Here is a 19,080-nt window from a genome sequence, read left to right on the forward strand (position 1 = left end):
TGCCGAAGGCGGCTTTCGTGATGCGCTTGCGAGTGAAGGCGTTCATGGTGAAGCTCCTTGTCTGTTGGTCCCGGTGGGGATGTACAGGGTTCGCCACCGGGGGCGAGAAGGTTTGGATCTCGGTCACTTCGTTACCCGCCCGTGACCTTCACCCCCGAACGAGGGGCGAGGGTGCGCGACGGGTCGAGCCGGACGTGCGGGAGGCGCGGCACCGGTCTCGAGGACCGGCACCGCGCCTCCTGCGGTCGCGTCGGGTTCCGCCCTACTTCTTCAGGAACTCGAGCACGACGCGGTTGAACTCGTCGGCGTCACTGACGTTCGCACCGTGCGGTGCACCGGCGATCACGTGCAGCTCGGACCTGGCGATGGCCGCGTGCGTGCGCGCACCCGATCCCTCGTAGGGCACGGTCGCGTCGCCGTCGCCGTGGATGACCAGCGTCGGCACGGTGACCTTGGTCAGGTCGTCACGGAAGTCCGTGTTCGCGAACGAGGCCATGGCCTCGAGCGCAGCCGTCTTGTCAGCCTGCTTGGCGAGACGGAGGGCGTCCTGGCGGTCGGCCTCGGAGACCTTGAGCACGCCGTCGACCGAGAAGAAGCCGGTCGTGAAGTCCTCGTAGAACGAGTCCTCGTCCTTGGTCAGGCCGGCCGTCATGTCGGCGGCGGCCTCCTTCGTGAGGGGGCCGTCGGGGTTGTCGTCGGTCTTCATCAGGTACGGCGGCACGGCCGAGGCGAAGACGACGCTGTGCAGGCGCTCGGTGCCGTACTTGCTGAAGTAGCGGGCGACCTCGCCGCCACCCATCGAGAAGCCGACGAGCGTGACGTCGTTCAGGTCGAGCTCGGTGAGGACGGTGTGCAGGTCCTCGGTCAGGTGGTCGTAGTCGTAGCCCGTCTTGGGCTTGTCGCTGCGTCCGAAGCCGCGGCGGTCGTAGGTGACGACGCGGTAGCCGGCGTCGGCGAACGCGGGGACCTGCTTGCTCCAGGACTCGCCCGACAGGGGCCAGCCGTGGATCAGGACGACGGTGCGGCCCGTGCCGCCGGTGTCGTCGACGTGGAGGTTCGTGTCCTTGAAGAGGCCGTGGTGTGCGGTGATCTCGGTCATGGTCGGGTGCCTTCTCTCTCCCGCCGTCCTGGCGGGTCCGTCTCCGTTCGTAGTCCGCCACCCCGGGCGCCGCCTCGACGCGGAGGCATCTCGGAGGTGGGGGACAAGAGCGGGCACCCCTGGCATCGATACCCCTAGGGGGTATAACCTGAGGGCCGATCGAGAGGACCGAGCATGACCGACACCACCATCACCACCCTGCAGGTCGACGGCATGACCTGCGAGCACTGCGTCGCGAGCGTCACCGAAGAGCTCTCCGAGGTCGACGGCGTCGACTCGGTCGAGGTCGACCTCAACCCGGGAGGCGCGTCGACCGTCTCGGTCCAGGCCGACGCCACCGTCGAGCACGACCAGCTGCGGGCCGCCGTCGAAGAGGCCGGCTACCAGCTCTCCGCACGATGACCACCGCAGGAGGCGCGGGCCGGCCGGGCGGGAGCGTCCCGCGGGGCACCGTCCCGCCTGCCGCCGTGCAGCCGGACGCCGTGCAACTCGACGCTGTGCAGTTGGACATCACCGGCATGACCTGCGCCTCCTGTGCGAACCGCATCGAGCGCAAGCTCAACAAGCTCCCCGGCGTCGAGGCGTCGGTCAACTACGCGACCGAGAAGGCGCACGTGCGGGTCGCGGCCGGCGCGGTCGGCGACGCACGCGACGGCGACCCCGTCGTGCCCGACGTCGACGCGCTCATCGCCACGGTGGCCGCCGCGGGGTACGGGGCCACCGTGCCCGCGCCTCCTGCGTCCTCGGCCGGCGCGGCCGACGGCTCGGCCGACGCCGCCGCGGACGCCCGGGTCGCCGAGGTCGACGCCCTGCGCCACCGCACCCTCGTCAGCGCCGCCCTCGCCCTGCCCGTCGTCGTGCTCTCGATGGTGCCGGCCCTGCAGTTCACGAACTGGCAGTGGCTCGCGCTGACCCTCGCGGCACCGGTCGCCGTCTGGGGTGCCTGGCCCTTCCACCGCGCCGCCGCGGTGAACGCCCGCCACGGTGCCGCGACCATGGACACCCTCGTCAGCGTCGGCGTGATCGCCGCCTTCGCCTGGTCGCTCTGGGCGCTCTTCTTCGGCGACGCGGGGCGACCCGGCACGCACATGTCGTTCAGCCTGGTCGCGACCCACGGCGGCCCGACCGAGCTCTACCTCGAGGTCGCCGCGGCCGTGACGGTGTTCATCCTGCTCGGACGCTGGCTCGAGGCCCGCGCCAAGCGCCGCTCGGGCGAGGCCCTGCGCGCCCTGCTCGAGCTCGGCGCGAAGGAGGCCACCGTGCTGCGCGACGGTCAGGAGGCGCGGGTCGCCACCGCGGGTCTGGTACCCGGCGACCTCGTGGTCGTCCGTCCGGGCGAGGCCATCGCCAGCGACGCCCTCGTGCGCGAGGGCACCTCGGCGGTCGACCTGAGCATGCTCACCGGCGAGTCGGTGCCGGTCGAGGTGGGCCCGGGAGACCGCGTGGTCGGTGCGACGCTCAACGTCGGCGGGCGCCTGCTCGTCGAGATCACCCGCGTCGGGGCCGACACCGAGCTCGCCCGCCTCGGACGTCTCGTCGAGGAGGCGCAGAGCGGCAAGGCCGAGGTGCAGCGGCTGGCGGACCGGGTGTCGGCCGTGTTCGTGCCGGTCGTGATCGGGCTGGCCGTGCTGACCTTCGTCGGCTGGCTCGCGTTCGGCGGGTTGGTCGAGGGGGCCGGGGCCGGGGCCGGGGCCGGTTCCGTGGCCGGCGGTTCCGGCGGCTTCTTCACCGGGTCGCTGCAGACCGCGTTCACCGCCGCCGTCGCCACCCTGATCATCGCCTGCCCGTGCGCGCTGGGGCTCGCGACGCCGACCGCACTGCTCGTCGGCACGGGCCGCGGCTCGCAGCTCGGCATCGTGATCCGCGGGCCGCAGGTGCTCGAGCGCACCCGCACGGTCGACACGATCGTCCTCGACAAGACCGGGACGGTGACGACGGGGCGGATGAGCGTGCGCGAGGTGGTCGTGGGCGATGCCGATGCCGATGCCGATGCCGGTGCCGTCGAGGTCGACGACGTCCTGGCCCGGGCCGCCGCCGTCGAGTCCGGCTCGGAGCATCCGGTCGCCCGGGTGATCGAGGCCGAGGCCGCCCGACGCGGGGTCGTCGTCCCGGCCGCCGACGGGTTCGCCGCCCACGCCGGGGCCGGCGTGCAGGCCCTCGTCGACGGCATGCTCGTGCTCGTCGGCCGCCCCGGGTGGTTGGCCGACGAGTGGTCGGTCACCGCGCCTCCCGAACTCGAGACCGCGTTCGTCGCGGCCGAGGCGACCGGTGCGACCCCCGTCGCCGTCGCCTGGGACGGTCGGGTGCGGGGAGTCGTCACCGTCGCCGACACCGTGAAGCCCAGTGCGCGTGAGGCCGTCGAGCGCTTCCGCGGCCTGGGTCTGACGCCCGTGCTGCTGACCGGCGACAACGCGGGCGCGGCCCGGCACGTCGCGGCGCAGGTCGGCATCGCCGCGGCGGACGTGATCGCGCAGGCGACCCCGCAGCAGAAGGTGGAGGCGGTGGCCCGGTTGCAGGCGGAGGGTCGCGTCGTCGCCATGGTCGGCGACGGCGTCAACGACGCGGCGGCCCTCGCCACGGCCGACCTCGGCATCGCCCTCGGGACCGGCACGGACGCGGCGATCGCGGCGGGAGACCTGACCGTCGTCAGCGGCGAGCTCGCCGGGGTGGCCGACGCCATCCGCCTGGCACGGGCGACCCTCGGCACGATCAAGGGCAACCTGTTCTGGGCCTTCGCCTACAACGTCGCGGCGATCCCGGTCGCGATGCTCGGACTGCTCAACCCCGTGCTGGCCGGTGCGGCGATGGCGGCGTCGTCGGTGTTCGTCGTGACGAACAGCCTGCGCCTGCGGCGGTTCCGCGCCGGGTGAGGTGGGGCGGGCACGAGTCGTGCCGCCGGTGAGCTGCGCGGGCACGTGTCGCACCGCCTGCTGAACGTCGCACCGCCTGTTTCGGCGGTGCGATGTTCAGTTCATGGTGCGACCACCGGCGGGCGGCCTGACACGACCCCCGGGCATGGCGAAGCCCGAGACCGTGGAACCGATCTCGGGCTTCGATGTGCTCTCCGTGAAGAGAACCAGGGACCCAACAGAGATCCCGCTTCATCTGATCGGAAGTGTAATCCCATGACGATCGACGTGCAAACGTCGTTCCCACGGGGTGGGTCCCTGGCTCTCTCGCGGTGTTCGCCGGCGCGAACACCGAGAGGAGGGAGCGGATGTCCGAGGACGACCGCCGCCCGCCCAGGAAGACCGTGCCGTGGTGGCAGATCGCGACTCTCGTCGTGACCGTCGCCCGGTTCGCGGTCGACCTGGTGCGCAAGGGCTGGGAACAGGGTCCCGGGGTCATCAGGCCCCGGGGCCCGCTCCCGCCGGCTGCCCCGGTCCCGCCTAGGGTGAGCGCATGATCATCTTCGGCACCAAGGGCACGAGCGCCCTGCTGGGCGTCCTCTTCTTCGTCTGCCGGGTCTGCGGCAACGAGGCCGCGCAGCGCCTGGTCAAGCACCGTCGGTGGTTCACGCTGTTCTTCATCCCGGTGATCCCGTACTCGACGAAGCACGTCTACACCTGCGCCTACTGCGGTGCGGGCACGGAGCTCGACTCCGAGGCGGCCGAGCGGTTCCAGGCCGACGCCGAGCACGCGGCGGCATCCCGCGGCGGCCGACCACAGGGCTGACCGACCACAGGGCTGACCGACCGCTGGGCAGCACGCAGCCGAACACCCCTGACGGGACAGAACACCGCGGCGTTCCGGGGTGTTCTGTCCCGTCAGTGGTTTTTCGGCACGGGAGGCGCAGGAGGCGGGAGCGCGGGAGGCGCGGCGCGCGGTCAGGGCAGCGCGCGGTACCAGCCGGCCACACGGGCACGGAGGCCGACGGGGTGGGACCGGCGCCGCGCCTCCTCGGGGACGTCGTCGACGACCGGGGCGAAACCGACGGTCGCGCACGAGGTGCAGACGAGCACGTGGCGGTGCACCGAGAGGGCCGTGCCGTAGAACGGGTTGGGCTCGCGACGGGTCGGCGCGGCGCACAACGTGCAGAGGGGCAGTTCGCGCGTGTCGTCCATGAGGGTCACCACGACTCATGTTCGGCCACGAGAGGGCGGTCGGTTGTCCCCCAATTCGGGTGCCGGGGTACGCAGCCGCGTCCGGGACGGGCTCGACCCCGCACGACGCGGCCCCGACGCGGCACCGACTCGGCCCTGAATCGGCCCGACCCGGCGCCCGACCCGGCCCCGACTCGGCCCGATCGGCCCCCGGGGTCACGACCAGGAGGCGCGGGTCGGCTGCATAGGATCGTCGCGTGACGGACTCCCACGATCTCGGGCACGGGGCCCTCGGGCACGCCGGCGGCGGCTGGTCGCCGCTGGCCGGGAGCGCCCAGGCCGTGGTGCTCGACATCCTCGTGCACGGGGCCCGCCCGCGGACCGAGCTCGCCACCCGGCTCGGCCTGTCGGGCCCGAGCCTCACGCGCATCACCAAGCCCCTGCTCGAGAGCGGGCTGCTGGTCGAGCGACCCTCCCTCGCGCCGTCCGGCTCGGGTCGGCCCTCGGTCCCGCTCGACCTCGACCCGGACGCGCACCACTTCGTCGGCGTCAAGCTGACCCGTGACCGCCTCTTCGTCGTCGTGACGGACCAGCGGGGCGGGGTGCTGGTCGAGCACGACGAACCCCTGCCCGACCCGTCGCCCGTCGCGGTCGTGGGCCAGGTCGGGGCGGTCGTGACCGCGGCCCGGGCCCGGGACGACCGCATCCGAGCGGTCGGCGTCACGGTCGGTGGACAGGTCGTCGACCGTGCGCGCGTGCGGCACGCACCGTTCCTCGGCTGGGACGACGTTCCCCTCGCCGACCTGCTGACCGCCTCGACCGGCCTGCCGACCTGGGTCGAGAACGACGTCCGCGCGCTGACCCAGGCCGAGCACTGGTTCGGCGAGGGGCGCGGGCTGCGGTCGTTCGCCCTCGTGACGATCGGCGCGGGCGTGGGGCTCGGCCTCGTCGCCGCGGGCGAGGTGCTCGGCGGGGCGCACTCGTCGGCGGGCAGCATCGGGCACCAGCGGATCGTGGTGCCGGTGCCGGTGCCGGTGCCGGTGCCGGCGTCAGCGCCCGCGCCCGTAGCCGTGCCGGTGCCCACCCCGGCGCCTGTGCCGGTGCGCACCCCCGCCGCAGCCGCCGCCGACGCGTCGGCCCCGACCTGCGACCTCGGTCACCACGACTGCGCCGGAGCGTTCCTCACGGTCGCCGCGGTCGAGGCCGCCGCCGCCCGGGCCCTCGGCCGCCCGGTCGCCTACGACGACCTGCTCGCCCTCGCCGCCGACGGACACGAGGAGGCGCGGGTCGTCGTCGACACCGCCGCCGACGTCCTGGGGCAGCTGATCGCGGGCGTACTGAACGTGCTCGACCCCGAGGTGGTCCTGCTGTCGGGCGAGGGCGTGCGGCTCGCGACCGTCGGCGGAGCCGCGGTCGCTTCCGCGATCGAGTGCGGCACCCACCGGGCAGTTCCCCCGCCGAGACTCATCGTTCAGGAGTTCCGGTTCGACGAGTGGGCCCGAGGCGCCGCCGCCGTCGCGATCCAGATGCACGCGCTCGGACGCTGACGCCGCGCGCACTCCTCGAGACGCGACCCGCGCCTCCTGCCCGACCCGCGCCTCCTGCGCGACCCGCGCCTCCTGCGCGACCCGCGCCTCCGACCCGTCGAGAACCCCGTTCCGTGCGATGAACCACGCATCTTCGTGGTTCATCGCACGGAACGGGGCTCGCCGGCACCGAGAGCCGCCCGCCCTCAGCCCTCGGCGGTGACCCGCAGCAGCACGACGCGCTCGGGGAACGACGACGGCGCCTGCAACCCGGCGACCGCCAGGGCGCGCCCGTCGAGCACGACCCCCGGGTAGGCGCCGCCCTCGTCCGCCGCACCCCACCACGGCGGCGGCGTCAGGCCGTGGTCCGGCGCCCCGACGGTCACGGGGGCCACCCGGTACCGCCGCTCGGGGTCGAGTCCGGGCAGCAGCACGCGGCCGAGCGGTGCGACGTCGGATCGCCCGACGGAGGCGAGGAAGAACAGGGCCTCGCTCGCGTCGGTGGCGACCGAGCCGTAGACCAGCAGCGACGGGTCGGCCCCGTCGACCCGCACGACGTCGCCCGTGTGCATCAGGTGGCGGTGCTCTTTGTAGAGGGCGATCCACGCGGCGAGGTCGCGGTTCTCGGCGTCGGTCGCCCGGGCGAGGTCCCACTCGATGCCGAGGTGGCCGAACAGGGCGGTGCCGGCCCGGAACGACAGCTCGTGCCAGCGGCCGGTCGAGTGGCTGACGCCCGAGGCGATGTGTGAGCCGAGCAGCTCGGGGGGCAGCAGCTGCATCGTCCAGCGGTTCATCTGCTGCCGGTCGAGCGGGTCGATGCAATCGCTGACCCAGACGCGGTCGGTGCGCTCGAGCACGCCCAGGTCGACGCGGGCGCCGCCGGACGAGCACGACTCGATCTCGAGCCCGGGGAACCTCGCCTTGAGCTCGTCCATCAGCCGGTACGCCGCGAGGGTCTGCTCGTGGACGCCCGCGGCACCGGTCGGCCAGGTGCCGGCGTCGACGAGGTCGCGGTTGTGGTCCCACTTCAGGTAGGCGATGTCGTACTCGGTGAGGACCGCCGTCATCTGGCCGAGCACGTGCTCGTACGCCCCGGGGACGCCGAGGTTCAGCACCTGCTGGTCGCGCGACCGCGGGGGGAGGCGGTCACCGGTCTGCAGGAGCCACTCGGGGTGCTCCCGGGCGAGGTCGCTGTCCTCGTTGACCATCTCGGGCTCGAACCAGAGGCCGAACTCCATGCCGAGGCCCGTGACGTGGTCGATCAGCGGTGACAGGCCGTCGGGCCAGACGTCGGCGTCGACCACCCAGTCGCCGAGGCCGGCGTGGTCGTCCCGTCGCCCCCGGAACCACCCGTCGTCGAGCACGTACCGCTCGACGCCGAGTGCGGCGGCCCGGTCGGCCAGGTCGCGGAGGCGGGCGAGGTCGTGGTCGAAGTAGACGGCCTCCCAGACGTTGATCGTCATCGGGCGCGGGCGGGTCGGGTGCTGCTCGCGGGAGCGCAGCCACCGGTGGAACCGTCGGGCCTGGTCGTCGAGGCCGTCGCCGTACGAGCCGAAGACCCACGGGCTGCGGTACGACTCGCCCACCTCGAGTCGCAGCTCGCCCGGCAGCAGCAGCTCGCCGCCGCCCAGCACCTGCGCTCCGGTCGACAGGCGTTCGGCGTAGTGCCGGTGGTTGCCGCTGAACCCGACGTGCAGCCCCCAGACCTCGCCCGAGCCCGTGCCGAAGCCGAACCCGGGCACGCCGACGCTCAGCACGGTGGCGGCGTCGGGGCCGGTGCGACCCTTGCGTCCCTCGCGCTCGTGCACGCCGACGACGAGCTCGCGGCGCTGCGGCGTGCGCTCCTTGCCCCAGCGGCCCGCGAAGTCGAGGATCTCGCGGGCCCGCGGCGGCACCGGCAGGGCCAGGTGCAGGTCGGTGAGCGTGTAGACGTCGGCCGCGGTGCTCGCGGCACCGGCCGCGGTGCTCGCCGGCCGGTCGTCGCCGGTGGCACCCCGGCCCTCGCGTCGGCCGCCCGCGCGTCGTCCGGCGACGTTCGTCAGCTCGGCCCTGGTGCGGACGAGTCCGCTCGCCGTCAGCTCGATCTCGAGCACGATCGCCAGCCCGGCCACGTCGTCGTGCGCCTCGACCGTGACGAGGGCGGCTCCCGCGTCGACCAGCCCGGGACCCGAGGAGGCGCGGGTCGCCTCGGCCTCGCCCGTCACGTCGAGCGTGTCGACCGTGAACCGCGGCGACCAGTCGGCGCCGTCCGAGCGATGGCCGCCGACGCCGGGCTTGCCCGACCAGCCCGCGTGGTGCTCGGGCAGGATCGCCAGTCGCACCGGGTCGTCCATCAGGTTGTTGACGTACGGCGGCACCGCGGCGGCGGCGAGGGACCGCACGTCGTCGAGCGTCGGCCGACCGAGGGCGGCGCCCCAGTGCAGGACCGCCGGCAGGCGCGCGTCGGTGACGTCGAGCAGCAGGCTGACGCCGGCGCTGCTCAGGTGGACGAACGCGTCGGGTGCCTCGGGCGGCGCGACGACGGTGGGCGACGGGGTGGGGTGCGACACGGGTGCTCCAGACGGCGGCAGATACTTTCGTCTGAAAAGTATCTCCGACGTCGCGCGGGCGTCACAACCCCGTCGAGGTCGCCTTCGGGGTCAGGAGGCGCGGGGCGAGAACAGCTCGTCGGTCACGTCGGTCGGCTGGTCGCGGAACCAGCGCAGCAGGGTGCGGACCTTGTGCGACGACGACGGGGACAGGTTGCTGAAGCCGTCGCGGCCGCCGGCGTTCGCGTCGGCGCCCGTGCCCGTGCCGGAGCTCGTGCCGGTGTCGGTGTCGAAGACGTCGGCGTAGCCCGGGATCACCGAGGCGAGGTCGTCCGTGACGGCGCGGTAGCCCATGGTCCAGGCAGGGAACAGCCGGTCCTCGACGCGCTCGTCGACGATGGTGTGGACAGCCGTGTGTCGGGGGTCACGGGCGATGACCGCGAGGCGCTCGCGGACGGCCTCGTCGGGCCCCTCGAGCACCTGGATGAAGCGCCCCTCGCGGTGCAGCAGCATGCCGGTGATGCCCAGCCGGGCGTTGTTCGACCGGCTGGTCATCAGCAGGTTGGCCAGGTCGTCGTCGGTGAAGGGGTACGACGATCGGCTGACGTACACGGTGGACAGCACGGGCGGGCCTCCTCGGGCTCAGGGCTCGATCGAGTCTGCACGCCGTCCGGCCCCACCGCCCTCCCCAGTTCTGGGCCCTCCCCGCCCGCGCCCGCCCGCCCTGCCCTGCCCGCCCCGCCCCGCCCTGCCCGCCCTGCCCCGCCCCGCCCCGCCCTGCCCGCCCTGCCCCGCCCCGCCCCGCCCGCCGAGTGTGCAAATCGCGACAAGACGCCGGCGAACGGCGCCCTCGGACGAACGTGAGCGGCGTGTCGAGCTCCGATGGTCGGGTTCGGTACGCGGGGACGCGCGGGTCAGGTCGGGTTCGGTACGGGGGAGGTGCGGAGTCGGTCCGCGGGGAGGCGCGGGTCAGGTCCGTGGGGACGTGCGGGTCAGGTACGCGGGGACGCGCGGGTCAGGTCGGGTTCGGTACGGGGGGAGGTGCGGAATCGGTCCACGGGGAGGCGCGGGGCAGGTCCGCGGGGACGTGCGGGTCAGGTCCGCGGGGACGTGCGGGCCAGGTCGGGTTCGGCACGCAGGGCGGGCACGCGGGGAGGCTGATCCGGTACGTGCCGGATCAGCTTCGGGCGGAGTCTCCTGGGCCCGCTTCCGCCGGGTCGCACCACCCATGCGTCGTCGAACCACCCCCGTGCGTGGTTCGACGACGCATGGGTGGTGCGACCCGCCCCGGGGCCCCGTTCGACCGCCCTACGCTGGAGCCGTGCCGTCCACCCCCGCGCCCGAACCGCTCCCCGGGGGCCGGCAGCCAGCCGAGCCAGCCACCCCGACCCCGTGGCGCCGCTCGCCAGGCATCCGCGTGGGGGCGTCGATCGCCGTCGCGACCGGCCTCTACGGCGTCTCGTTCGGGGCGCTCGCCGTGGCCTCGGGTCTGACCACCGCGCAGACCTGTGTCCTGAGCCTGCTGTTGTTCTCCGGCGGTTCGCAGTTCGCCTTCGTCGGCGTCGTCGCCGGAGGAGGCGCGGGCTCGGCAGCCGCGTCCGCCGCGGCCCTGCTCGGCATCCGCAACGCGGTCTACGGCATGCAGCTCAACGCCCTGCTGCACCCGCGCGGCTGGCGTCGGCTGGTCGCCGCGCACGTCACCATCGACGAGTCGCTCGCCACGAGCACCGGTCAGACCGATCCCGTCGAGCAGCGCCGCGGCTTCTGGGTCGCAGGGGTCGGCGTCTTCGTGCTCTGGAACCTCTTCACCCTGGTCGGCGCGCTCGCCGGGGACGCCATGGGCGACCCGCGTGACTGGGGACTCGACGGAGCGGCCGTCGCGGCGTTCCTCGCGTTGCTGTGGCCGCGCCTCCGTTCCCGCGACGCGGCCGCGGTCGCCGTCGCGTGCGCGGTGGTGACCGTCGTCGCGGTGCCGTTCGTGCCTCCGGGGGGGCCGATCCTGGTGGCGGCCGTCGTCGCCGCGGCCCTCGGCTGGCGGGGTGCGCGCGAGCGTCCCGGCGCGGCGCCGGCCGCGGCCCCGGGCGCCGACCCCACGAGCCGAGGAGGCGCGGCGTGAGCACCTGGGTCTGGATCGCCGTCGCCTGCGTGGTCGCCTACGCCACCAAATTGCTCGGGTACCTCGTGCCCCGCCGCTGGCTCACGAATCCTCGCGTGGCGCGGGTCGCGGGCACGCTCACGATCGGGCTGCTGGCGTCGCTGACCATGGCGAACGCCGTCGCCACCGGGCAGCAGCTCGTGCTCGACGCCCGGCTCGGGGCGCTGGTCGCGGCCGCGGTGGCCCTGCTCTTGCGTGCGCCGTTCCTCGTCGTGGTGATCGTCGGAGCCGCCGCCGCCGCGGGCCTGCGCCTGCTCGGCCTGTCCTGACCGGCCGCGCCGCCGCCACCGCCGCCGACCCGCCGACCCGCCGGCCCGCCGACCCGCCGACCCGCCGATCCGGCCCGTACCGGATCAGCTGCCGCGCGGTGCCGCCCCCCGGGCCCGGCGCCCCTCGAGCACCCCGCCGAGCAGCACGACGGCCACCCCGACCACGGGCACGAGCAGCAGTCCGTACCGCAGTCCGACCGAGTCCGCGACGAACCCGACGACGGGCGGCGACGCCAGGAATCCCAGCCGCAGCAGCCAGCTGACCAGCGTCAGCCCCGTGCCGGCCCGGAACCCGGGCAGGTTGTCCGCCGCGTGCATCGCCGCCGGGATCAGGGTCGCGACGCCGAACCCCGCCGCCGCGAAGCCGACGATCGTGCCGACCACCGAGGGGAACGCCAGCGCGACGCCCATGCCCACCGCGACGAACACGCCTCCGGCCCGGGCGACGGCCTTCTGGCCGAAGCGGTCGACCATGCCGTCGCCGAGCAGGCGTCCGACGAACTGGGCCCCCTGCAGCGACACGAACCCGAGGGCGGCGACCGTCACGCCGGCCCCGAGCGACCCCAGGTAGAGCGCGGCCCACGTGCTGCCCGCGTCCTCGACGACCGCGCCGGACGACGCGATCACGACCAGGGCCAGCAGCACGCCCCACTTCGCGACGAACCCGGGCGAGACCCGGCGACCGTCACGAGCCGAGGAGGCGCGGGTCGAGTCGTCGACGGAGCCCGCCCCGGTCGTCGAGCCGGCCCGCGCCTCCTGCGCTCCGACGTCGGGGCCGCCCGCCACGGGCGCGACGCCGGGCCCCGCGCCCGCCGCCACGTCGGCGCCGGACTCGACCACCGCGTCGGCCGTCTCGCGCGAGCCCTCGGCCGGTTCGGGCCCGGCCAAGAGCAGCGGGTACGCGACGAGCGCCACGACGGCGAAGACCAGGGCCGACACCCCGAGGTGCCAGGCGATCGGGATGTCGAGCCCGGCCGCCGCGCCGCCCATCAGGCCGCCGAGGACGGCCCCGACGCTCCACACGGCGTGGAACGAGTTGAGGATCGACCGGCGGTAGCGGTACTGCACGCGCAGTCCGTGCGAGTTCTGCGAGACGTCGACGATGGCGTCCAGGGCGCCGGCGAGCAGGAAGCCCGCCGCCAGCAGCCCGCCGACCGGGGCGATGCCGGCCAGCAGCACGGCGACCCCGGTGATCACCGTGCCGATCACGGCCACCCGTGACGACCGGAAGCGACGGATCAGCCACCCGGCCCCGAGCCCCGCGACGAGCGCGCCGACCGGGAACGCCGCGACGGCCAGGCCGAAGTCGGCGTTCGACAGGTCGAGGCCGTCCTTGATGGCGGGGTAGCGCGGCAGGATGTTCGCGAACAGCGCGCCGTTGGTGAAGAAGAGCAGGGCGACGCCGAGTCGGGCTCGGCGGTCCTCGCGCGTCGGCACGGTGCGGGCCGGGGCGGCGGGAGAGGTCGTCGGTGACGTCATGGTGTACGAACGTACACTAAGGCCGGGCGGCGGCGGTCCGCTCGCGGGGACGCGCCGCCGAGGTGATCAGCGAGGCGCCCGCGACCACGACCAGCACGACGATCATCGCGCTGCGCAGGCCCACGTGTTCGCCGACGAAACCGAGCAGCGGCGGCCCGACCAGGAACGCCACGTAGGCCATCGTCGCGACGGCTCCGACCGCCGTCGTGGGGTCGTCGCTGTCGGCCGCGGCCGAGACGGTCACCGGGAAGCCCAGGGCGGCGCCGAGACCCCAGAGCACGACGGCGACGCCCGCGACGACGACCGAGTCCGCGAAGACGACGAGGGCGATGCCGACCGCCGAGACGAGCGCGCTGGCGCGCAGCACGGTCGCGTGGCCGAAGCGGGCGAGCAGTGGCTCGCCGAGGAACCGCCCGACCGTCATCGCCGCCGCGAACGCCGTGAAGACGACCGTGCCGGCGGTCGCCGAGACTCCGTGGCCGTCGACGAAGAGCAACGGCAGCCAGTCGTTGGCCGACCCCTCGGCCAGGGCGAGCGCCAGCACGATCAGCCCGATCAGCACGAGCCGGCGGTCGCGCCAGACCGCCAGCGACCCGGCGAGTCGGGCCCGGACCCCGGAGGCGCGCTCGGCCCGCTCGTCGGAGCGTCCGGTCGTCCGCGGCACGATCGGCACCGCCCAGACCAGTGCGGCGCCACCCGCGAGCGCGACTCCGAGCAGGTGCCACTGGACGGGCACGTGCGTCGCCGTGAGCAGGATGCCGAGGCCGGCCCCCGCGACCGTGCCGAGGCTGAAGCAGCCGTGGAGCACGGGCAGCACCGACCGGCCCGAGGCGGTCTCGATCGCGGCGCCCTCGATGTTGACGGCGATCTCGGCGAGGCCGACTCCCGCGCCGACCAGGGCGAGGCCGACGAAGACGCCGGGGGTGATCGAGAGCGACGCGGCCAGGCCGACGAGGGCCACGCCGGCGACCAGCGAGCTGCCGCCGATCGCGACGGCGCGGTGGGCTCCGTGGCGTCGCACGATCGGAGCGGAGGACAGGATGCCGCCCATCGACCCGACCGACAGGCCGAAGATGACGAGGCCCATCTCGCCCGTCGACGCCTGCAGCAGGTCGCGGATGGCCGGGGTCCGCACGACCCACGAGGCGAGCGAGACGCCGACGACCGCCATGAACACGAACACCGCCGCCCGGCGTCGGGCGAGCTCGGGGCTGAACGGCGGTCGGTTCGTCATGCGTCCAGTGTGTACGTTCGTACGCTCGTCGTCTAGGGTGGCGGTCATGACGACCATCGACCACTTCGCCGGCGATCCGCGGACGAACCACGAGCGCATGCTCGCGGGCGACCTCTACGTCTCGGACGACCCCGAGATCGCGCAGCAGCAGCAGCGCGCCGTCACGCTGCAGGCACGGTTCGCCGCGGCCTTCGCCGACGACGTCGACGCCGCGCAGGCCGTCGCCCGCGAGCTGTTCGGCAGCCTGCACGAGACGGCGCACGTGCGGCCTCCGGTGTACGTCGACTACGGCACGTTCATCACGATCGGGGCCGGCACCTTCGTCAACTACGGCCTGACCGCGCTCGACGTGGCCCCGATCACGATCGGGGCCGACTGCCAGATCGGCCCGAACGTGCAGTTGCTGACCCCGACGCACCCGGTCGAGCCGCAGCCCCGTCGCGACAAGCTCGAGGCCGCGAAGCCGATCACCATCGGCGACAACGTCTGGCTCGGCGGCGGTGCGATCGTGCTGCCCGGGGTGACGATCGGCGACAACAGCGTGATCGGCGCCGGGGCGGTGGTGACGAAGGACGTCCCCGCGAACGTCGTCGCGGTCGGCAACCCGGCCCGCGTGGTGAGGAGCATCTAGCCATGGGGACCGCCCGCCGCACCGAGCCCGACCGCCGTGACCGCCTCATCGACGTGACGCTCGACGTCGTGGCCGAGGTCGGCGTCGCCGGCGCCTCGCACCGCAAGATCGCGGCGCGTGCCGACGTGCCCCTCGGTTCGATGACCTACCACTTCGACGGCATGGACGAGCTGCTGCACGAGGCGTTCTCGCGCTTCGCCGAGACGATCATCGTGCGCTTCGAGGGGCGGCTCGGCGCCGCGACCACCCGCGACGAGGCCAAGGAGGCGGTGGTCGCGTTGGTCCACGACGACCTGACCGGCCCGGCCGCGGTCCGCGACCAGGTGCTCAGCTACGAGCTCTACACGCTGGCCGCACGGGAGCCGCGCTTCCGCGAGATCACCCGGGAGTGGATGCGGCGCAGCCGGGTCGAGCTCGAGCGCCACTTCGACCCGGACACCGCCCGTCAGGTCGACGCCCTGATCGAGGGGCTCTCGATCCACCGCGCCCTCGACCCGTCTCCGCCGAGTCGAGCCCTGACCCGCGAGGCCGTGGAGCGCATCACGCGCGTGTCCTGACCGTCGCGACCTGCGCCTCCTGCGCTCCAGATCGTCATGGCCACAAACCGAACTGGGGTCTCGTCGAGGTGCGGCTTGCCTTGCCAGGCGTTCTAATGGAACAGGTGCAGAAGCTGCACGGCGGTGAGAAGGTACGCACCGGATCAGGACGAGAGTCGAGAAACCAGTGGACGCAGAGAGCGACATGTCGCGCCGCGTGCCCGGTCGAGACACCTCGACGGCCCCCGACACGGCGTTCGGCGACTTCAACGTCGCCAGCGACTTCGGCGAGATCGGCGACGCGGCCCGCACGCCGGCGGCAGACCTCTTCTTCGGCGACTTCGCGCCCCCGCTCGACCCCGATCTGATCTTCGAGTGCTCGGCGTCCATGAACGGCGAGCACGGTGCGGTGGCCCTCTACGAGGACCGCGTCATCGTCGAGAGCCCCGACGAGCCCGACGGCGAGGCCGTGTTCTCGACCGACACGGTGCGGGCCTGGTGTCTGGTCGAGGGCGAGACCTTCTTCGCGCTCGTCGTCGAGGCCGACGTGCTTCACCGCACGCGCCTGCCGTCCGGCTTCAAGGCCGTGCTCAAGGCGGCGTTCACGAAGGCCTTCGGCCCGGCGTCGAGTCCCACCGGCGCGTGAGCCCCGAGCACGTCCGCCCCCGTTTCGGGGGTTCCGCCCGATCAGGGCGTTCTTTCAGCGCCCGCGGCATGGCAGGATCACTCTGATGGAACCCGAACAGACCCTGCCTCCGGTGCGCTCCGAGATGGGCGGCCGCGACATGGATCAGGCGCGCGCGCTGTTCGAGGACACCTACAACGGCGCCGGGTTCCGCACCGACACCCGGCAAGAGACGTTCGCCTACCGCTACACGACGGCCGGCGACGAGGACATGACGCTGCGGTCGGCGATGTTCCTCGGCGACATCCGCGGGGCGATCCAGCCCGAGCGCGAGTACGTCGTCGCCTGGATCACCGCGGGCGAGGGTCGGGTCGACGTCGGGGCCGAAGAGGCCGCGTTCGAGATCGGCCGCCCGCTGATGTTCCCGACGGGCAAGGCCTTCGAGTTCGAGGTCCGCGAGTACCGCCAGAACCTCGTGCACTTCGACGCCGCCTACCTCGAGCGCATGGCCGCCGAGCACGAGGGTGCCCTCGCCGGACCGCTGCAGTTCGACCACACGGCCGTGCCCGACCTGGCGAACCTGCGTCGCTGGCAGGCCACGATCACCAACGCGGCCAAGACCATCCTCGGGGGCGAGTCGACCGAGCTGCTGCGCTCCGAGCTCAAGCGCGAGTCGGCGTTCGCGTTGCTCGACACGTTCTCGCACCGGTCGATCGACCTGCCGCCCGCCCTGCTCGTGCCGCGCAACGCCCGCCTCCGCGAGGCCGTCGAGTACCTGCACACGCACTCGCACCTGCCGGTCAACATGACCCAGCTGGCCGAGGCCGTGCACCTCACGCCGCGCGGACTGCAGCAGGCCTTCAGCCGTCAGCTCGGCGTGACGCCCACCGAGTACCTCCGCACGATCCGCCTCGACCACGTGCAGGCCGAGCTGAAGGAGCTCGCTCCGGGCGAGGCCACCGTCGCCGCCGTCGCGCAGCGCTGGGGCTTCACGCACCTGAGCCGCTTCACGGCGTCGTACGTCAAGCGCTTCGGCGAGTACCCCAGCGCGACGCTGCAGGGCTGAGGCCGCGCGGGCAGGCCGGCGCGACCAGGCCGCGCCGCGCCTCCTCGGTCGGGCTTCCCCGGCTGCGCCTCCCCGAGGTGGGCACGCCGCCACGATGTGAACAGTCCGCCACGTCTTCGCGTGGCGGACTGTTCACTTCATGGCGGGATGGGCGTGGCGCGACCAGTCCGCCAGCCACTACGCCAGGAGGTGGACACCGCGCCACGAGAAAGCCTGGCGCGGTGACCACGTCCTGGCGCGGTGACCACCTCCTGGCGCGGTGCGCATCACCCGGCGGCGTGCGCGCGACGCGGGGCAGCCCCCAGGAGGCGCGGGTCGCCACCCGACGCGGGTCGCGCCCGACGGCGCGCGGGTCGCGGATCGCGGGTTCTGCCCGACGGCGCACGGGTCGCGGATCGCGGGTCGTGCCCGACGGTGCGCGGCGGGGCGCGTCAGCCGCGGAGCGCGCCGGCGACCCGGTCCCACCAGGCGGCCGACGCCGTGCGGGTCCCGTCGAGACGCTCGGCCCACGCCGAGCGCACGGCGTCGCGTCCGGACCACGCCGCCAGCGCGACCGCGTCGGCCTCGCCCGCGAGCAGCTGCGCGGCCGAGACGACGCTCGTCTGCCCGAAGTTGCCGAGCGCCCCGGTCAGCTTGATCGTCGTGTAGTCGTCGACCGCGAGCCCGACCGTCGGCACGCCGCCCGCGACGGCGAACACGGCCGGGTGGTAGCGGCTGGTCAGGTGCAGTGCCGCCCCGCGGGCGAAGCGGGCCGCCGCGGGGGAGTCGGTCGTGGGTTCGACCCGCGCGGGCACGGTCAGCCGGTCGAGGACGGCCCGGTGCAGCAGCGAGTCGCCGCGCTCCTCCGTCGGGTCGAGCGACGCCCAGTGCGCGAGGAAGACGACCTCGAGTCCCGCCTCGTCCGCCACCCGATCGAGCAGTCGGGCGACGGCGGTGGCGAACGCCGCGCGGTCGGCGTCGCCCACGTGCGCGGACAGGCTGACGGCGAGGTACGGCGCCTGCGCGCCGGCCGCACCCACGGCGCCGGCGACACCCGAGGCGTCGGCGACACCCCCGGCAGGAGGCGCGGCGTCGAACCCGAGGAAGCTCGCGTCGTCCACCGTCCCCACGGTCTTCGCGGGGTCGACGCCGAGCGTCCGCACCAGCTCGAGCGACGCGCCCTCGCGCAGCCCGACGAGCGAGGCGGCGTCGAGCAGCTCGGTGACGAGCTCGCGGTCCTCGCCCTCGAGCACCGGTCCGATGGTCTGTCCGCTGACGACGAGCGGCTTGTCGAACCGTCGGGCGACGAGCCCGAGCGTGTTCCGCTCGTAGACGTGCATCGGCCAGAGCGAGGCCATGTTGCCGCCGCCGGCGACGAGCACGCCGTCGGCCTCGCGGACGGCCTCGACGACCTGCCAGGCCGGGTCGTCCTGCGGGAGGTGACCCGCGCCTCCGTCGATCGCCGACAGCACGCGGGCGCGACGCTCGCGCTGGCCGAGCCGGCCGCCGGTGGTCGCGGGGTGGAAGCCGATCGCGGGGACGGCGTCGACGCCGTACCGCTCGGCGGTCTCGGCCGGGTTCGACGAGACGCCGGTGATCGTGGCACCGCGGGCGCGCAGCTGCACGGTCGCCTCGTGGAACATCGCCTCGTCGCCGATGTGGACCATGCCGTCGAGCACGCCGACGTCTCCGATGGTGACGATTCGCACGGGTGGGACCTCTCGCTGCGGGACTCGGCAGCGGGATCGATGCCGCCCACGACGGTACCGGACCCCCGCGGCACCGAGCACACCGGCCCCGCACCGGCCCCGCACCGGCCGGTCACCGGGCGGCGATAGGCTCCACCAGGCCCGGGGCTCCCGGGTCGCCCCGGTGCGCCGCGCGCCGGGCACCGCACCGCCACCCCGCCA

17 protein-coding genes are annotated in these 19,080 nt (G+C 74.0%); 10 read left to right on the plus strand and 7 right to left on the minus strand.

Annotation, left to right across the window (positions count from 1 at the left end):
* Positions 1-262 precede the first annotated feature (262 nt).
* Entirely contained in the window at positions 263-1,099 is an 837-nt protein-coding gene (locus ASG28_RS13875; RefSeq protein WP_055976236.1) for an alpha/beta fold hydrolase, read from the minus strand.
* A 174-nt stretch (positions 1,100-1,273) separates the two neighbouring features.
* Between ASG28_RS13875 and ASG28_RS13880 the strand changes: the two genes are divergently transcribed.
* From ASG28_RS13880 to ASG28_RS13895, 3 genes are all read left to right on the plus strand, one after another.
* Positions 1,274-1,501: a heavy-metal-associated domain-containing protein gene (locus tag ASG28_RS13880; protein WP_054145925.1), complete on the plus strand. Its 228-nt coding sequence runs from the start codon at positions 1,274-1,276 to the stop codon at positions 1,499-1,501.
* Positions 1,502-1,581: 80 nt separating this feature from the next.
* A complete protein-coding gene (locus tag ASG28_RS13885) occupies positions 1,582-3,969 on the plus strand; it encodes a heavy metal translocating P-type ATPase (protein WP_255351276.1) in 2,388 nt (795 codons plus the stop codon).
* A 532-nt stretch (positions 3,970-4,501) separates the two neighbouring features.
* Positions 4,502-4,774 carry a zinc-ribbon domain-containing protein gene (locus ASG28_RS13895; protein WP_055976243.1) on the plus strand — a complete coding sequence of 91 codons (273 nt, stop codon included), beginning with the start codon at positions 4,502-4,504 and terminating at the stop codon, positions 4,772-4,774.
* 152 nt (positions 4,775-4,926) lie between these two features.
* On the opposite strand, the gene ASG28_RS13900 is transcribed toward ASG28_RS13895, so the two are convergent.
* Complete coding sequence (locus ASG28_RS13900; RefSeq protein ID WP_157485833.1) at positions 4,927-5,163, minus strand: hypothetical protein; 237 nt, start codon at positions 5,161-5,163, stop codon at positions 4,927-4,929.
* A 236-nt stretch (positions 5,164-5,399) separates the two neighbouring features.
* On the opposite strand from ASG28_RS13900, the gene ASG28_RS13905 reads away from it, so the two are divergent.
* Positions 5,400-6,689, plus strand: coding sequence for an ROK family transcriptional regulator (locus ASG28_RS13905; protein ID WP_055976251.1), 1,290 nt, complete (start codon positions 5,400-5,402; stop codon positions 6,687-6,689).
* 185 nt (positions 6,690-6,874) lie between these two features.
* Here the strand turns inward: ASG28_RS13905 and ASG28_RS13910 are convergent, their stop codons facing one another.
* Both ASG28_RS13910 and ASG28_RS13915 read right to left on the minus strand, forming a co-directional pair.
* Positions 6,875-9,217, minus strand: a complete 2,343-nt coding sequence (locus ASG28_RS13910; RefSeq protein ID WP_055976253.1) for an alpha-galactosidase — start codon at positions 9,215-9,217, stop codon at positions 6,875-6,877.
* Positions 9,218-9,307: 90 nt separating this feature from the next.
* Positions 9,308-9,820: a BLUF domain-containing protein gene (locus ASG28_RS13915; protein WP_055976256.1), complete on the minus strand. Its 513-nt coding sequence runs from the start codon at positions 9,818-9,820 to the stop codon at positions 9,308-9,310.
* Between the two features lie 787 nt (positions 9,821-10,607).
* Here ASG28_RS13915 and ASG28_RS13920 point away from each other — a divergent pair.
* Together ASG28_RS13920 and ASG28_RS13925 are read left to right on the plus strand one after the other, a co-directional pair.
* Entirely contained in the window at positions 10,608-11,312 is a 705-nt protein-coding gene (locus tag ASG28_RS13920) for an AzlC family ABC transporter permease (RefSeq protein ID WP_235497085.1), read from the plus strand.
* The gene (locus ASG28_RS13925) at positions 11,309-11,620 is read left to right on the plus strand and encodes an AzlD domain-containing protein (RefSeq protein ID WP_055976259.1); all 312 of its coding nucleotides are present in this window, start codon (positions 11,309-11,311) and stop codon (positions 11,618-11,620) included. Before ASG28_RS13920 ends, ASG28_RS13925 begins: the two co-directional genes overlap by 4 nt.
* An 84-nt stretch (positions 11,621-11,704) precedes the next feature.
* Here ASG28_RS13925 and ASG28_RS13930 read toward each other — a convergent pair whose 3' ends face one another.
* Together ASG28_RS13930 and ASG28_RS13935 are read right to left on the minus strand one after the other, a co-directional pair.
* The gene (locus ASG28_RS13930) at positions 11,705-13,099 is read right to left on the minus strand and encodes an MFS transporter (RefSeq protein WP_055976262.1); all 1,395 of its coding nucleotides are present in this window, start codon (positions 13,097-13,099) and stop codon (positions 11,705-11,707) included.
* 16 nt (positions 13,100-13,115) lie between these two features.
* Positions 13,116-14,333 carry an MFS transporter gene (locus tag ASG28_RS13935; protein WP_055976265.1) on the minus strand — a complete coding sequence of 406 codons (1,218 nt, stop codon included), beginning with the start codon at positions 14,331-14,333 and terminating at the stop codon, positions 13,116-13,118.
* A gap of 46 nt (positions 14,334-14,379) precedes the next feature.
* Between ASG28_RS13935 and ASG28_RS13940 the strand changes: the two genes are divergently transcribed.
* The 4 genes from ASG28_RS13940 to ASG28_RS13955 all read left to right on the plus strand — a co-directional run bounded on the left by ASG28_RS13940 (position 14,380) and on the right by ASG28_RS13955 (position 17,191).
* The gene (locus ASG28_RS13940) at positions 14,380-14,964 is read left to right on the plus strand and encodes a sugar O-acetyltransferase (RefSeq protein WP_055976268.1); all 585 of its coding nucleotides are present in this window, start codon (positions 14,380-14,382) and stop codon (positions 14,962-14,964) included.
* Positions 14,965-14,966: 2 nt separating this feature from the next.
* Positions 14,967-15,521, plus strand: coding sequence for a TetR/AcrR family transcriptional regulator (locus tag ASG28_RS13945; protein WP_055976271.1), 555 nt, complete (start codon positions 14,967-14,969; stop codon positions 15,519-15,521).
* Positions 15,522-15,687: 166 nt separating this feature from the next.
* Positions 15,688-16,146: a hypothetical protein gene (locus ASG28_RS13950; protein WP_055976274.1), complete on the plus strand. Its 459-nt coding sequence runs from the start codon at positions 15,688-15,690 to the stop codon at positions 16,144-16,146.
* Positions 16,147-16,231: 85 nt separating this feature from the next.
* Entirely contained in the window at positions 16,232-17,191 is a 960-nt protein-coding gene (locus tag ASG28_RS13955; protein WP_055976277.1) for a helix-turn-helix transcriptional regulator, read from the plus strand.
* Positions 17,192-17,622: 431 nt separating this feature from the next.
* On the opposite strand, the gene ASG28_RS13960 is transcribed toward ASG28_RS13955, so the two are convergent.
* On the minus strand, positions 17,623-18,879 hold the full coding sequence (locus tag ASG28_RS13960; protein ID WP_055976280.1) for a polysaccharide pyruvyl transferase family protein: 1,257 nt from the start codon (positions 18,877-18,879) through the stop codon (positions 17,623-17,625).
* Positions 18,880-19,080 lie beyond the last annotated feature (201 nt).

The sequence above is a fragment of the Frigoribacterium sp. Leaf415 genome, from assembly GCF_001424645.1.
Classification (GTDB): Bacteria; Actinomycetota; Actinomycetes; order Actinomycetales; family Microbacteriaceae; genus Frigoribacterium.